The 16,196-nt window shown below is 47.2% G+C and carries 13 protein-coding genes; 12 read left to right on the forward strand and 1 reads right to left on the reverse strand.

The annotated features are described in order from the left end of the window. The first annotated feature begins 127 nt into the window (after positions 1-127). The 11 genes from ACYVGR_RS13115 to ACYVGR_RS13165 all read left to right on the forward strand — a co-directional run bounded on the left by ACYVGR_RS13115 (position 128) and on the right by ACYVGR_RS13165 (position 14,299). A complete protein-coding gene (locus ACYVGR_RS13115; RefSeq protein WP_460957261.1) occupies positions 128-481 on the forward strand; it encodes an S-adenosylmethionine decarboxylase family protein in 354 nt (117 codons plus the stop codon). Beyond that, entirely contained in the window at positions 478-1,785 is a 1,308-nt protein-coding gene (locus tag ACYVGR_RS13120) for a DUF4178 domain-containing protein (RefSeq protein ID WP_460957263.1), read from the forward strand. The genes ACYVGR_RS13115 and ACYVGR_RS13120 overlap by 4 nt, the downstream gene beginning before the upstream one ends. A 13-nt stretch (positions 1,786-1,798) precedes the next feature. Further along, positions 1,799-1,993, forward strand: a complete 195-nt coding sequence (locus ACYVGR_RS13125; protein ID WP_460957265.1) for a hypothetical protein — start codon at positions 1,799-1,801, stop codon at positions 1,991-1,993. A 12-nt stretch (positions 1,994-2,005) separates the two neighbouring features. Then, the gene (locus ACYVGR_RS13130; RefSeq protein ID WP_460957267.1) at positions 2,006-2,212 is read left to right on the forward strand and encodes a DUF350 domain-containing protein; all 207 of its coding nucleotides are present in this window, start codon (positions 2,006-2,008) and stop codon (positions 2,210-2,212) included. Further along, entirely contained in the window at positions 2,205-3,749 is a 1,545-nt protein-coding gene (locus tag ACYVGR_RS13135) for a polyamine aminopropyltransferase (RefSeq protein ID WP_460957269.1), read from the forward strand. The genes ACYVGR_RS13130 and ACYVGR_RS13135 overlap by 8 nt, the downstream gene beginning before the upstream one ends. Then, entirely contained in the window at positions 3,739-5,400 is a 1,662-nt protein-coding gene (locus ACYVGR_RS13140) for an NAD(P)-binding protein (protein WP_460957271.1), read from the forward strand. The genes ACYVGR_RS13135 and ACYVGR_RS13140 overlap by 11 nt, the downstream gene beginning before the upstream one ends. Then, positions 5,397-6,440 carry a hypothetical protein gene (locus tag ACYVGR_RS13145; protein ID WP_460957273.1) on the forward strand — a complete coding sequence of 348 codons (1,044 nt, stop codon included), beginning with the start codon at positions 5,397-5,399 and terminating at the stop codon, positions 6,438-6,440. Before ACYVGR_RS13140 ends, ACYVGR_RS13145 begins: the two co-directional genes overlap by 4 nt. Further along, positions 6,437-7,141 carry a metallophosphoesterase gene (locus tag ACYVGR_RS13150; protein ID WP_460957275.1) on the forward strand — a complete coding sequence of 235 codons (705 nt, stop codon included), beginning with the start codon at positions 6,437-6,439 and terminating at the stop codon, positions 7,139-7,141. The genes ACYVGR_RS13145 and ACYVGR_RS13150 overlap by 4 nt, the downstream gene beginning before the upstream one ends. 171 nt (positions 7,142-7,312) lie before the next feature. Next, positions 7,313-9,409, forward strand: coding sequence for a BatA domain-containing protein (locus tag ACYVGR_RS13155; RefSeq protein ID WP_460957277.1), 2,097 nt, complete (start codon positions 7,313-7,315; stop codon positions 9,407-9,409). 526 nt (positions 9,410-9,935) lie between these two features. Beyond that, positions 9,936-13,370, forward strand: a complete 3,435-nt coding sequence (locus ACYVGR_RS13160; RefSeq protein ID WP_460957279.1) for a CheR family methyltransferase — start codon at positions 9,936-9,938, stop codon at positions 13,368-13,370. Between the two features lie 374 nt (positions 13,371-13,744). Next, positions 13,745-14,299, forward strand: coding sequence for an RNA polymerase sigma factor (locus ACYVGR_RS13165; RefSeq protein ID WP_182464189.1), 555 nt, complete (start codon positions 13,745-13,747; stop codon positions 14,297-14,299). An 84-nt stretch (positions 14,300-14,383) separates the two neighbouring features. Here ACYVGR_RS13165 and ACYVGR_RS13170 read toward each other — a convergent pair whose 3' ends face one another. Beyond that, on the reverse strand, positions 14,384-14,602 hold the full coding sequence (locus ACYVGR_RS13170; RefSeq protein ID WP_460957282.1) for a hypothetical protein: 219 nt from the start codon (positions 14,600-14,602) through the stop codon (positions 14,384-14,386). A gap of 12 nt (positions 14,603-14,614) precedes the next feature. On the opposite strand from ACYVGR_RS13170, the gene ACYVGR_RS13175 reads away from it, so the two are divergent. Beyond that, complete coding sequence (locus tag ACYVGR_RS13175) at positions 14,615-16,180, forward strand: glycoside hydrolase family 43 protein (protein ID WP_460957284.1); 1,566 nt, start codon at positions 14,615-14,617, stop codon at positions 16,178-16,180. Positions 16,181-16,196: the final 16 nt, after the last annotated feature.

Raw genomic sequence — 16,196 nt, forward strand, 5'->3', positions numbered from 1 at the left:
AACCAGTTGGGGCTTTTTTTGTGCCTGTTATCCAGTCAGATAACCGATATTCTACTTTTTTAAGACGCGTTATTGGCTACGAATAACTTTGCGTCTTATATTCACTAGTATTACTGCACCTAAACTCATGAACGCCTACCAACCAGGCTTACATCTCTTGTCAACATTTTCCTCGTCGTCCGATTGCCTGACTAATGTGTCATCGTGTCGAGATGCATTCGACCAGTTAATTGACTCACTGGCTTTAACGAAAGTAGGGGAGGTCTATCATGTATTTCCCAATGGAGGATTCACGGCTGTAGTATGCCTTACAGAGTCACATGTGTCTATTCATACCTGGCCAGAGTTAGGAATTGCCACCTTCGACGTATTTCTATCGAATTACCTGCGAGATAACACGGCTAAAGCTCGCCAGTTTTATGCCGATATACTGACTCATTTTACGGCTACCGAACTCTCTAAACAAGAACTCATTCGATGACAGACGCGGCTCCTTCTGGTCGGAGTTCTTCATCGGCCACGTTGGCTTGTCCCACGTGCCAAACTTCGATCACGTATTACGATGTATCGGGCAGTTCGTATTATGGCTGCTCAAACTGCCATACATTTTTTAAGTACGAAGATGAAGAGGCACCCGTAGCCCTGACTACGTTCACGAATACAACGTTGGCCCCCACTTTGCCAATCGGGTCAGAAGGCTATCTGAATGGTCAGTTTATTCGGGTTGTCGGCTTTATGAATAAGAAAGAAGCGAACGCCCCCTACAACTGGTCTGAGTATATGCTATTGCAGAAGGATGGACGTACGAGTCAGCTAGCAGAATACAACGGGCATTGGATACTTATTGAACCGACAGACAAAACCTATTCACACTATCATGTTGGTGGCCAGACGTATTATATCAAAACGGATGATCGAAAGTATTGGCTTTATAATCGCTACACGGCCGAAGTTGTTGATGCCATAGGCGAGTTCGACTGGAATATTTTAGAGGATACACAACTAACCGTTTCGGAATATATTGATCCGCCATACATGTTGGTTGGCGAACAGAATGAAAACCAGTCTACCTGGTACAAGGCTAACCACCTAGCTCGGAAAGATTTAGCCGCTGCGTTTGCTATCGATCCAAACAACTTACCCATTCCATATGGCGTTGGGGCACTTGAGCCTGCTGATCCTGAAAATCGTTGGCGAACGGTCGTGAAATTTACGGGAATATTGCTGGCAGCTCTTTGGCTATGTCAGATCGTAATTAGTGTGGTAAAGTCTTCAAAACCACTGTTCAGAGAATCATACCAGATAGAATCTGATTCAACGGGCATTATCAAACCAATAGTAAGTCCTTCGTTCGAAGTCGATGGTCCCGTAGCGCTTGCGTTTGACATGCACGCGGATATCAACAATCAATGGCTTGAGTTACCAGTAACGTTGATCAATGAACAGACGGGTAAGGTTTACGAATTTACCAAAACGCTGGAGTATTACTATGGTGTAGAAGATGGAGAAAGCTGGTCGGAGGGAAGCCGGGATAATAAAGCCATTTTATCGCGAATTCCAACGGGAAAATACCACCTAAACATTTACCCCACTTCCGATGGGAAATATGTATCCTTTCGGATCGGTGTTGAACAAAAGACGTTTCTGGAAGCAAATATTGGGTTGTTTCTGCTTCTTCTGGCTATTTATCCGATTTTTCTCTATGTAAGTAGATTTTGGCACGATGGGCAACGCTGGAGCAACAGCGATTTTTCGAAAGTATACACAGAATCCGATAACTCCTGACTCCTCAATAAGGATGATTAAAGAGCTAATAAAAATCAAATACTATGTGGTCGCTGGGCTGATTGGCCTTGGCGCATTCGCCTGGGCTGGTTTTACCGGAACACGCATCTTAGGCGACGATAAGGAAAATACCGAAGCTGGCAATGGTGCTTACAGTAGCTCCGGCCGTTCGGGTGGTCATGGCTATTCCCGATTTTATCACAAATAACCTACAGCCGATATGGAATATAAATACATTGTTGCTTCTATCGTTTACTCGTTGATTGGTATTATCATCCTTGTTATCAGCTTTGTCGTGATTGAGAAAATTACGCCGGAAAATCTCTGGAAAAAGATTCTTGATGAACAGAATGTCGCGTTGGCTATCCTGGCGGCTGCGTTCATGATCGCCGTGTCTATCATAATTAGTTCGGCCATTCATGGTTAGCGAAGAAGGAGTGGCAGTCAGGCCGGGATTAACGTCTCTGCACTGGTTGTTGCTGGTATCAGTATTTGTTATTTCGACCTGTGGGCTTATCTACGAACTCGTGGCAGGTACGCTGGCAAGCTACCTGTTGGGTGATTCGGTTATGCAGTTTTCGACCATCATCGGGGTCTATCTGTTCTCGATGGGCATCGGTTCGTGGCTATCGAAGCACCTTGATGGTAATCTGCTAAAGTGGTTTATCCGCATCGAATTGCTGGTGGGTTTGGTAGGCGGGTGTAGTGCCCCGCTGCTGTTTGTCCTGTTTGATTATGTGGCTTCCTTCCGGCTGGTGCTGTACTCGCTGGTTGGGTTGACAGGTATTTTAGTGGGATTGGAAATTCCGCTTTTGATGCGCATCCTGGAGAATCAGCTATCCTTCAAAGATCTGGTTTCCCGTGTTTTTACATTCGATTACATCGGTGCTTTACTGGCGTCCTTGATCTTTCCACTAATTCTGATTCCACAACTTGGACTGATTCGAACGTCCTTATTTTTCGGATTGATGAATATCGGCGTAGCCGGATTTCTGCTGTATCGATTTGCCGAAACCCGTACGTTTCGGCCCAGCTTTACGCTCGTATTGTTGGGCTCTATTCTACTCTTGACCGCTGGCTTTGTCTATGCCGAACGGATTATGACCTATGCCGAGGGTATTTCCTTTCAGGATACTGTTATTTACAGCAAAAGCACGCCCTATCAGCGGATTGTACTGACCCGCAACAATCGGGAACTCAGGCTTTATCTAAATGGTAACCTCCAGTTTAGTTCGGCCGATGAGTATCGTTACCACGAGGCCCTTGTGCACCCAGCCATGCAGGCACGCCCGAATGCAAAACGGATATTGGTACTTGGCGGTGGCGATGGTATGGCCGTGCGAGAACTACTCAAATATCCGGCTGTGCAAACTATCCGCCTGGTCGATCTGGACCCAGGCATGACGACCCTGTTTCAACAGAACGAAACATTACTGAAATTAAATCAGCGGTCGTTATTGTCGCCTAAGGTGCAGGTGATTAACAACGATGCATTTACCTGGATACGTCAGGATACGACGCACTACGATGTTGTGATTGTTGATTTTCCCGATCCATCAAACTACTCGATTGGAAAATTATACAGTACCACGTTCTATACCGAGCTGGAAAAACGACTGGCTTCTGATGGGCTGGTGGTGGTTCAGTCGACATCGCCCTACGTAGCCCGAAAATCGTTCTGGTGCGTTCGAAATACGTTGGCGGCTGTTGGTTTCCAGACAATTCCTTATCATGCTTATGTTCCGTCGTTTGGCGAATGGGGGTATGTACTGGCGCTTAGAAATCATCATTGGCGTGTTGGTGGAGCCTTGCCAAAAAATCTACGATTCGTGGATGCGGCTACTATTCATGACATGCTTTACTTTCCGCCCGATATGGCGGCCATGCCAACGGAAGTCAATAAATTAAATAATCAGGTTCTGGTTCAGTCATTTGAAGAAGAGTGGGCTCCCTATGGACAATAACACGGACCCAACTGCTGAAACGCACATCAGCCGACGCGAATTTCTGTTACAATCGGGCGCAGGGGCTGCGGCTTTGATGATCGGAGCCAACTTACTGGATTCCTGTACATCAACGCGATCAATAAGCCACATTAAAGGTAGTTTGGTAGGGGCAAATCATCAGACCGGGCATAAACTTCGAGCCGTTTCGGAATTATATACATTACCGATTGCCGAGCAGTTAAAAACCGACGTACTCATTATTGGCGGTGGCGTTTCTGGCTTATCGGCGCGGAGATGGTTGCACCAGCAGGGCATTCGGGATGTGCTTCTGGTTGAAATGGACGCTCATACGGGGGGCAATGCCGCTTATGGACAAAATGCCGTTTCAGCCTATCCGTATGGTGCTCACTACCTGCCCGTTCCTGATTTGCGAAATATAGAATTGCTCCAGTTTTTACGAGAAAGTGAGGTTATTACGGGATTCGATGCGAACAATCTGCCGGTTTATAACGACTACTTCCTGTGTCATGACCCCGAAGAACGTCTGTTTATTAACGGCTACTGGCAGGAGGGGCTAGTGCCAGAGATAGGTGTGCCTGACAAGGATAAACAGCAAATCAGACAGTTTTTCCAACTAGTCGAACGCTATAAACACGCTAAGGGCGCTGATGGTCTTGACGCATTTGCCATCCCGCTCGATCATTCGTCTAACGATGAACAGTTTCGCTCGTTGGATGCCATTTCCTTCGCCAGTTACCTTGATCGAGAGGGGTTTACATCGCCGTATCTGCGCTGGTATCTAGCCTATAGCTGTCGGGATGATTATGGCTCAACGTTGGCAACGACCTCTGCCTGGGCAGGTATTCATTATTTTGCGTCGAGAAAAGGCTGGGCGGCTAATGCCGGACCTACTTCGGTGCTGACCTGGCCACAGGGAAATGGTTTTTTGGCCGATCAGCTACGGACGCAGGCTGACTCGCCAGTCCGGCAGCATTTATTAGGGTTTGATCTCCAACTTAACGGTTCTGATGTGCTGGTCCATACCTACGATGTGGTGGCGAATCGTACGGTAATCATAAGGGCGCGTAAGGTGATTGTAGCGACTCCACAATTCATTACGAAACACTTGTTGCGCACTGCCGACCCGACGCGGGCAGCGCTGACAAACTTTCGGTATGCGCCCTGGATGGTGGCTAATCTAACTATTTCAGGCTTGCCGCAGGGGCGAGGGCTACCACTCTGCTGGGACAATGTCCTCTATAATACAGCATCGGTAGGCTACATTTCAGCAAACCATCAGGATTTGCGAGACAGCTCCCAAAAGGTAATCACCTTTTACAAACCCTTAACCGAGCAGGAGCCGGACGTGGCTCGCCGAATGGCCTACACAACATCGTATGAATCGTGGCTCCAGCAGATACTGGATGAGCTAGAGAGTGCTCATCCGGGCGTTACGCCTTATGTGTCGCAGGCCGATATCTGGGTTTGGGGGCATGGTATGATTGCACCTTCACCCGGCTTCATTTGGGGGCAGGATCGTCAGCGGGCGCAACAACCACTGGCGAATCGGGTGTTTTTTGCCCATTCAGATTTAAGTGGCATCTCTATTTTTGAGGAAGCATTTTATCAGGGAATTCGGACGGCTAAACAGGTGATAAGTACGCTATGAAACAGCTCTGGATAAAAAATGCCGGATTTGATGGTGCGTATCTCCTGGCTCCACCTTTTGTGGCTTTATTGATCGTGGCCCTATTGCCCGAGCGTTTCAAGACGACAGCCGAAATGCCGCTGGCTGGCTGGGTTATTCTGGTGTTGCTGGTCGATGTGGCCCACGTGTATAGCACACTGTTTCGTACCTATTTGAACCGAGCCCGTTTCCAAAAACAGCGGCTGTTGTTCGTGGCGATTCCGGTCGTTTGCTACCTGGTGGGCGTTGCTTTACACAGTATCAATGGGTTGTGGTTCTGGCGGACGCTGGCTTATCTGGCGGTGTTTCACTTTGTTCGCCAACAGTACGGCTTTATGCGAATTTACAGCCGTACTGAAAACGTACCCAACTGGTCGGCCCAGCTCGATACGGTGGTTGTTTATGCGGCTACCGTGTACCCGATCGTCTGGTGGCATCTGACCCCCGATCGGCATTTTAACTGGTTTGTGGATGGAGATTTTGTCCAGCCCGAGCTCAATTGGCTAAAGACCGTGGCCACGATTTTTTATTGGGTATTGATCGTGCTGTATGTCGGGAAAGAAAGTTGGCTTTATCAGAATCGGCACTGGATTAACTGGCCTCGCAACTTATTGATCTTCGGAACAGTCGTGTCCTGGTATTTTGGGATCGTTTATTTTAATGGTGATATGGCATTTACGATGCTCAACGTGCTATCGCACGGCATTCCGTACATGGCCTTAATTTGGCTCAACGACCGGCCTATGTTTGATCGAAAACCGAAGAAATGGCACCACTTCCTATCAAAAAACTATAATTGGTTTATTTTTTTTAGTTTGATCAGCATTCTGGCTTATCTTGAAGAAGGATTGTGGGATGGGCTCGTCTGGCGCGAACATGCTTCGGTTTTTAGCTGGTTTCAGATACTTCCGATTGTTAAGGAACGGTGGCTGCTGGCGATGGTAGTACCCTTACTCGCGCTTCCGCAAATGACCCATTATGTGCTGGATGGTTTTATCTGGCGGAGAAAAGATTGTTCATGAAATTTCTTATCATAAGCGACCTGCATGGACGAACAGTTTGGAAGGAAGCTGATTTTACCGATTACGACCAGGTTATTTTTCTGGGCGATTATACAGATAGTTATATTGTTGACGATGAGACAATTTACTCGAATCTGAATGATATTATTCAATTAAAACAGTCGAACCCCGACAAGTTTGTCCTGCTAATTGGCAATCATGATGCGCAGTACCTGCATTTTCCCAGCTATCGCTGCTCAGGATTTCGGGCATGGGCGCAACCGGCTTTGACTGATTTATTCGACAAACATTACCACCTCTTTCACATGGCCTATCAGCATGGAACGTATTTGTTCACGCATGCAGGTATCACAAACAAATGGCTGATGCGGTTTCTGACAAAAATCGGGAATGAAGGGCTTACCATCACACCTAGCTATTATCTGGCCGGATTATTGAATGAGGTTTATGGAGAGCCGTCTCCGCTTCGGAATCTGCTATTTGAGGTTAGCGCCAGACGTGGCGGCCATGATCCATTTAGTGGCCCAATTTGGGCAGATCGATCGGAGACGAAATTCGATTATTTAGCTGGTTTTCATCAGGTTGTCGGCCATACGCCAATCGATGATTTTATGACAATAGGGAATGAGAATGGGTCAATTACGTATACAGATGTACTACAAACCAAAACTGCGTTTTACGAAATCACAATCCCTGACTAACTTAGGCACTAAAGAAACGAAAGGACCATACAAGGTCGTTAAGTATAAAATACTCAGTTACGTGCACTGCGTAGCGATATAATGATCATTAGCAGTTATTCGTTGTTTCGAAGATACTTAATGCTCAAAAGTTACGAAGGACAATGAACTAACTTTTCCTATTCAGCCTGAATGAATTTCCTTTATCCTTCCTTCTTGTTTGGCCTGCTGGCCATTTCGGTGCCGATTGCCATTCACCTGTTTAATTTCCGTCGGACACGGCGGGTGTTTTTCTCGAATGTTGCCCTGCTCCGGAGCGTTCAGACCGAAACCAAATCGTTTCGTAGGTTAAAGCACTGGCTCATTCTGGCGTGTCGTTGTCTGTTCCTGGCGTGCCTGGTTCTGGCTTTTGCCCAGCCATTTATTCCGAGCAAGAATAAACTAGGTTTGTCGCGGCAAGGCGTTACGAGCCTATATGTCGATAACTCATTCAGTATGCAGAATGAGCGTAATACGAAACGCTACTTAGATATTGCTACCAGTAAGCTGGATGAACTCCTGACGTTATTTCGCAATGCGACCTCGCTTCAATTATTGACCAACGATTTCTCGGCCGCTGAGCAACAGGCTGGCACGGCTGAGTCGGTTCGGGATCGGGTTACGTCTATTCGATTTGCCCATACTCCGCGTGCCCTCGAAACCGTTTACAAACGGCAGCGTAATTTGCTGAGTTCGCTTAATCCCGGTGGCCGCAATCAACTATTCTGGTTCTCCGATTTTCAGAAAAGTACCGCAGGCGATTTATCTCGGCTGAAAATTGATACAACAGACCGACTGTTTATTGTACCGCTGGATGCGCAGGCGACCAAGAATGTGTATGTTGATTCGGTCTGGCTTAGCACGCCGTTTATTCGCGAAATGCAGAACAATAGCATTAACGTGAAGTTGAATAACGCAGGACGGGAGAATGTGAAAAACCTGCCAATACGATTATACCTAGATGATACACAGACATCTACCGCGTCGGCTGTGCTGGCGCCGGGCGGTTCGGCAACCGTTTCGCTTAATTTCAATGTAACGTCCAAAGGATACCACCGGGGTCGGATTGTATTTGAAGATTATCCAATCACCTTCGATAATCAGTACTTTTTTGTGATTGAAGCGTCTCCCGCTGTTCGGGTGCTGCATTTATACGAGCAGCAGGCGGCTCCGGCAGGTCGACCAACGGGTTATGTCGATGCGGTGTATTCGAACGATAGTTTGTTTGTGCGTCGGAGCTTCAATGCCCAGAATTTTGATGTTGGTCAGTTAAAAGAAACGGATTTAGTACTACTGGAAGGCGTTGCCGATATAAATGGCACGCTTCGAACCGAACTGGAACGTTTTGTAAAACAGGGTGGTAGCTTGGCCATTATTCCACCTGCTGTACCGAATGCGGCTTCGTATGAACCATTTTTAAGGGCGTTAGGCATCGGGAGCGTTCAGGTGATGGCTGCTGCGGGAGCTACCCCAACTCCTGTACCCATCGCTGATCCTGATCGACGCACGCCGTTCTTTCGCGATGTATTTCAGCAGAGTTTCCAATCTGAACCTCTGAATATGCCGACCGCAGCCCCCGTCTGGCGGTGGAGTGCGGGAGAGCGCTTGTTGACCTTACGCGATGGGAACCCATTGTTAACTCAGTCCAGGGTAGGGGGGGCAACGCCAGGGAACGTTTATATGTTCGGCAGTCCACTGATATCAGCCTACGGTAACCTGGCCGAACACGCGCTGTTTGTCCCAGTTATGTATAAAATGGCGGCTCTAAGCGTGCGTGCCCAACGAACAGCTTATTCTTTTGATGATAATCTGATTACAATTCCGGTGAGCAATCCATCCGAACGCTCCGTGTATAAACTGAAACGGGATAAACTGGAAATCATTCCGGTACAGCGAGTCGTGGGTAACCAGCTTTTGCTCGAAATGCCGAAAAGCAATGAATTGGCGGCCGGCCAGGACGTAGAAGCAGGCTATTATGAGTTGTTGAACAGTGAAGGAAAAACCGAGCGTTTACTGGCTTTTAATCACGGCAATGAGGAATCGGCTATGGATTTTTATTCGGCCGATGAGTTGCGCAAGGCTTTTGCTAACCAACCCAATGTGGAAGTATTCGACAGTATTCAGGATGGTGATTTTGTGCAGGTTCTGGAACAGGAAAATCTGGGAAAAAGCTTGTGGAAATATTTCCTTCTGGCGGCATTAGCCTTTCTGTTGGTCGAAGCGGGCTTGGTACGATTTATGAAAGGGTAGCCCTTATCCGGGAGTGCTATACGGATTACGCTCATTAATTATTACAATACCCTAATTAAGACCTATTGCGAATACATTAATTAGGCAGAGGCTGACCAGCAGGTAGCGTAGCGAAAACTGATTAAGTTACAAGGGGCATAGTTCTTCCCCGAAATTGTTCAAACGCTAATTTGTTGTCTCCTCAGGCAACATGCTTTTTGAGTTGTTCGAGTAGAATGACGTTTGCCCAGAACGTCGAATGACTTCCCGGAGAGATTCTTCACCGACTTTCGTTGTTTCTGTCACGAGCTAACGTGTGGTATAGGTATAATGCCTATGATACCGGTGCTGGATGGTAGAGAAAGAGGTTAAAGAGAGGAGAATAAATTGTTTAGTGGATAGAGCCCACCGGCCAATACGCCACGAACTACGCGGTCTCTTTTGCCATCTTGGTCGTAAACTATACCTTTATAGAAAAACGATTGCTCAACGTATCCCAATCCTTTAACTGCCTTACTGCTTCTTAAGTTAGAGAAGCTTCCTCCATATGGCAAAAAAGAACATTACCCCTAACCCTCCTGATTCAACGACTCCTTCTCTCCCTGTTCCTATTGTTGCTATTGGTGCATCTGCTGGTGGGCAGGAAGCCATTTTAGAATTACTGGCGCATCTATCGCCAACTACCGGGCTCGCCTATGTTTACGTTCAGCACCTGGAACCAACTCAGGAAAACCACCTTGTCGATAGGTTGAGCCAGGCTACGGTCATGCCCGTTCGGGAAGCGAAACACCGGATGCAGGTAGAGCCTAATCATTTTTACGTTATTCCTCCCAATCAGGATTTGGAAGTTCTGGATGGCGTTCTGACCTTATTGCCAATTCAGGACCGCTCAGGTATTCATATGCCGATCGATCAGTTTTTCCTGTCATTGGCCAATCGGCAGAAAGAGGGTGCCATCGCAATCGTATTATCCGGAACGGCTTCTGACGGAACCCTGGGGCTTCGAGCGATTAAATCGGCCGGGGGAATTACATTTGCTCAGGACGAGTCGGCGTTGTTTCAGAGCATGCCGCGATCAGTAGTCGTTGAAGGCGTGGTGGATCGAGTTTTACCACCTGCCGATATCGCGCGTGAACTGGAACGACTGGGCCAGCAAACGTCCGTTTTTCGGCAGACAACCTTACCCGAAACGGTAGAGCCCGAAACCAGTGAATCGTTGCTTGTTGATACGATCAAAGAGTCCGCCGAAGACCTGAAAATCATTATTCAATTGCTACGTCGGGCTACGGGAGTTGATTTTAGCCATTACAAAATGACGACGATCCGGCGTCGCATTATCCGGCGGGTTTTACTCTATAAGTTAGACTCCCTGCACCAGTACGCCGACTATCTGCGACACCATCAGGATGAAGCTTCTTTGCTATATGATGACCTTCTCATTAATGTGACCAGCTTCTTTCGGGACCCCGAAACAATGGATTACATCCAGAAGGTGTTACTGCCTCAACTACTCCGCGATAAGCCCGCCCAGGAGCCAATACGTGTATGGGTGCCCGCCTGTTCAACGGGGCAGGAGGCTTACTCGCTGGCAATGCTTTTGCTGGAGGTACTTGGCGACCGAGCTTTAAACCGGACTATTCAGCTGTTTGCCACGGATTTAAGCGAATCGGCGGTGGCCAAAGCTAGGTTGGGGAGTTATACACGGGGCGAAATGATGGACGTATCGCCCTCGCGTTTGCAGCGCTTTTTTACGAAAGTAGATGACCATTACCGAATCAATAAATCGGTGCGGGATCTCTGCGTTTTTGCGCCCCATAATCTCCTGAAAGATCCACCATTTTCGCGACTGGATCTGATTAGTTGCCGAAATCTGCTCATTTATCTGGACAGTACATTACAGCGGAAAGCCATCGCGAAGTTTCACTACGCATTGAATGCCAATGGCTATCTGGTTCTTGGAAAATCGGAGGCAGTAGGCAATTCGGCGCCGTTGTTTTCACAGCTGGAAAAAAACTATAAAGTTTTCTCGCGTAAAAATGATGTCGATAGCCGGGCGACGTTTAATAAAATCCCCCGGCAATTGGATAGCGATTCAGGTCTTTATCGTCAGTCGGCAAACACTAAAATACCAGGTCTGGCTGATAGCTCAGTTAACGACCGGTCAGTGCCAGCCCATTTAGTTTCTGATCTGGATAAAGTTGTTGATAACCTACTACTTAGCCAGTACGTACCGGCCAGTGTTGTTGTGAATCAGGATCTGGAAATTTTGCAGTTCCGAGGCTCAACGGGTTTATTCCTCGAGCCTGCTCCGGGAAAAGCCAGTCTGAATTTGATTAAGATGGCTCGTCCATCGTTGGTATTTGAACTACGGAACGTTGTGCACAAAGCCCAAAAATCGGGTGAGCCTGCACGCAAGACCGGATTGGAAATACGGATAAAAAACAAGATTCATTATGTTGCTATTGAGGCTGTTCCGCTGGATACTGCCTCCGAAGAGCGGCTTTTTCTGGTCATCTTTGAAGAGGTTGAACCTCCCGTTGTACCCATCAATCGATCGGCCGACACGCATAATCGGCGTATCAAAGAGCTAGAGAACGAACTGGCCAATCTTCGGGAGGATATGCGCTCTATTATTGAAGAACAGGAGGCCAGTAATGAGGAATTGCAATCGGCTAATGAGGAAATCATCAGCAGTAATGAAGAGTTGCAAAGTATCAACGAAGAACTGGAAAGCAGTAAAGAAGAAATCGAGTCGACAAACGAGGAACTGCTGACGATAAACCAGGAGTTGCAGGTGCGGAATGACCAGTTATCGGAAGCTTACCAGTTTGCTGAGGATATATTTGGTACCATCCGTGAGGCTATACTAGTGCTCGATACCGACTTGCGCGTGAAGAGTGCCAATCCCGCCTTTTATCGGTTATTCAAACTAAGCGAGGAAACAACCGCACGGAGACTCATCTACGAGCTGGATCATCGGCAATGGGATATTCCTGAGCTGCGGCTGATGCTCACCGATGTTGTCACCTCCGACACGCAGTTTCAGGGATTTGAGTTAACCTACTTGTCGCCGGAAACGGGCGAGCGAATCCTGTCGCTTAATGCCCGCCGGGTCATTCGCCAGCAGGAGTCAATTTTGCTGGCTATTGAAGACATTACCGAACACCGAAAGGCGCAAAGTATGTTAGAAGAACGCGAGGAATGGTTTCATCAAATTGCCGATAATGCGCCTATGCTAATTTGGGTAACCGATGTTAATGGTCGCTTTATATATCTGAATAAAAGCTGGCTTACCTATACCGGTCGTACGATAGAGGATGCAATGGGTCAAGGTCTGATAAGTAGTCTGCACCCTGATGACCGATTGGGTTATCAGGATAAATATGATGCGTCGGTAAAGGAATTGAAGCCCTTCAATTCAGAATTCCGTTTACGCCGGCACGATGGCGACTATCATTGGATGCTGGAAAATGCGCAACCGATGTTTGATCGGGAGAAAACATTTATCGGATATATTGGCAGTTCGATTGACATTCAGCTTCAAAAAGAAACAACCCAGGAGGTTAATAAGCAGATTAAGGAGCGTACGCACGACTTGTCGCAAGCCAACGAATTGATGCGTGTTGCGCTCAGCACAAGCCTGGCCGGGTTGGGGCAGTGGGATCAGGAAAGTCAGGCTACTAGTTGGGATGAGCGAGGTAAAGAAATTATTGGTTTTGTCGATGATGCGGAAATGAAGTCGGAGAGTAGCTGGCTGAACCGTATTCACCCCAACGATCGCGAACGAGTAATAGCCTATGGTATGGAATGTTTAGCCGAAAATCGAGACTTTCGAATGGAGTACCGGGTAGTCCATCAGGATGGTAGCATTCATTATGTACTTGGCTCTGGTCGAATGACGCAGGATGTACATAATAACCCGGCTATCTTGATCGGTATTGTAATGGATGTGAGCGACTTGAGGCAAACTTTAGGGAAGTAAGCGGGCTGGATAATTATTATTAGTTACATATTGAAGAATAAAGTAGCCAAACAGATAGAAAAATAGAGCGCATGAGCCCAGAAAATTGGCCCTTTAAATAAAATTACGTATATAGTTTACCATGTGCAGCCATTTCTGACGAAGAACAGCTGAGATTCTCTAGTTTTTTGTATTTTGCTAACAAAATTAGGTCACCGATAGACCCGATTTTATAAATATTCCCTGACCTTCTCTTTGTGCTAGCCTGATAGGGCGAGACTAGTAGGACTCGCTTGTACCAACGTTTAGGCAGCGTCTGTCGATCTGATGGGAATGTGTATGTATCTCTAAATAGAACCCATAAATGATGTTTACATATATTGAACCTACTAATTATGACCACTTTATGCACAGACGAGGAGGTTATTCTTCAGCTTTTTACCAGCGAGCCCAGGCAATGTTTCGACATGCTTTACAAACGGTACTTTAACAAAGTATACCGTCGGTGTTTGTCCATGACCCGCAATCATGAACTGGCCCAGGATTTTACGCACGACATTTTTTTGAAGGTGTTTTCCAAGTTGGATGCCTTTCAGCAACGATCTAGTTTCTCGACATGGCTCTATGCCATTTCGTATAACTACTGTTCTGACCAGCTCCGGCTGGCCAAGCGACTCCAGGTCGATTCCTTAGATAATCTGTTGAAACAGGAAGTACCAGCATTAGAGGCTAATCAGCTGGAAGATGAACTGGTTCAACTGGTTAGACAAGCGATGCAAACGCTATCGGCGAAGGATCGGGCCTTGTTGCAACTGAAATACGAAGACGGTTTAACTGTCGAGGAAATTGCCCGGTTATACAGCATTAAAGGATGTGCGGTTAAGATGCGTCTACGGCGAAGCCGGGAGCGGATGCATCAAATCTGTACTCGTGAATATGCGTATAGCTAAGTAAAGTTAACTGATTGGAAAGCCCGTCATGCCATGTCATGCGGGCTTTTATCATTTCGGGACTTTCTCATTTATTACTCGGATCTACGACTCTATGCGCGTAGCTGTGCCAGTCAGAATAACCACGGGCGTAGTGAAATGATGGCAACTACCGGTAGATGCTACCGATAGCGACGCTTTAGGAAATAAGCGATTCGCCTGGTTTAGGCGTTGATAGTAACGAAAAAGAAGCCGCCCAATACCCGACTGATACAAAATCCCGATGGATTGTTCGTAAAAGCGACGGTACAATTTTACAGCCATAATTAGTTCATAATGAGAATTGTTTTTACTGCCATTGTTGCTATTCTGTTCATTGCCAATTGTCTGGCGCAGTCTGTTCAATCGCCCAAAACAGCCACTACGTATCAAAACCCGGTCATTGCAGGCGACTTTGCCGACCCGTCCGTTATTCGAGTTGGTAATACGTACTATGCTGTGGGAACTTCGTCGGAATGGGGACCTGCATATCCAATTTATACGTCAACCGATCTGGTCAATTGGACCTATATAGGGCCTGTTTTTCAGACTCCGCCAGCCTGGACAATGGGCAGTTATTGGGCCCCAGAGTTGTTCTACCGGAATGGGACTTACTTCGTTTATTACACTGCCCGTCGAAAATCAGACAAGCGCTCATACATCGGTGTTGCTTCTACTCGTGACCTGCGAAAAGGCTTCACTGATCACGGCTTACTGATCGAATGGACCAGCGAAGCCATTGACGCGTTTGTGATGGAAGATCAGGGAAAGTTGTTCATTACCTGGAAGGCCTACGGTTTAGATAAGGGTAAACTGATCGAGCTATTAGGGGCCGAACTCTCTGACAATGGTCTCAAAGTGACTGGTAAAGCGACTACACTACTGACCGCTGATCCGAACAACTGGGAAGGTGGAGGTTTAGAAGGGCAGGCTATTTTCAAGCATGGCCGTTATTTCTACATGACCTATTCGGGCAATGCCTGTTGTGGTGCCCGCTGCAATTACCAGGTTGGTCTGGCCAGGGCCGAAAAACTACAGGGGCCGTGGGAAAAGTATGCTGGAAATCCGGTTTTAGTTAGTGACTCGGCCTGGAAATGCCCTGGTCATGGTACGGTAGTGACCACACCCGATAATCGCTATTTTTATCTACACCATGCCTACAACGGGATCGATTTTACTTCGGTCGGGCGGCAGGGTGTTTTGAGTGAATTAGTCTGGAATGATAAAACTCAGTGGCCAAGTTTCCGATACGGTACCACAACACCTGTTACGGCGCAATCGCCGTTAGGCGCACAGCAGAGCAGTATAACGAGTTTGTCGATTGATTTCAAAAACGCAACTGCCGAAACACCGTGGGTATGGGATGTAAGTATGCCGAAGCCAACCTTTACCGTTAAGGAAGGTCAGTTGCAGCTAGCCAACACAGCCTCGAATCCAATAGGAAGCTTTCTCGGTTTGGTTATCAAAAGGGGTACTTATACGTTCTCAGCTAGCGTTAAGCCGAAAGCTGATGTGCTTCAAAGTATCTGCCTCTATGGTGATGCTGCGAACGGTCTTGGCTTTGGGGCTCGGAAAGGTGTGCTGGAGCTTTGGCAGGTTAAGGATGGTGTGCGAACTGTGCTCGAAACGACGGCTATCCCCGACAATGCGCCTTTGGTAAATTTACAGGTACATACCGGCGCTGGTCAGTTTTATACATTCAGTTATGGCTTGGATAGTCTGCCGAATCAACTTTTAAAGGCAAATCCGCTGTATGGATCGTTTGTGCCGCGCTGGGACCGGGCACCACGTATTGGCGTGAGTGTATCAGGCGCTCCAAATGAAAGGAGCCTTATTTATTCCATTAAAATGAGTTATGACTAGGGGTTGAGCCCCTTCG

This window comes from Spirosoma litoris (genome assembly GCF_054776755.1).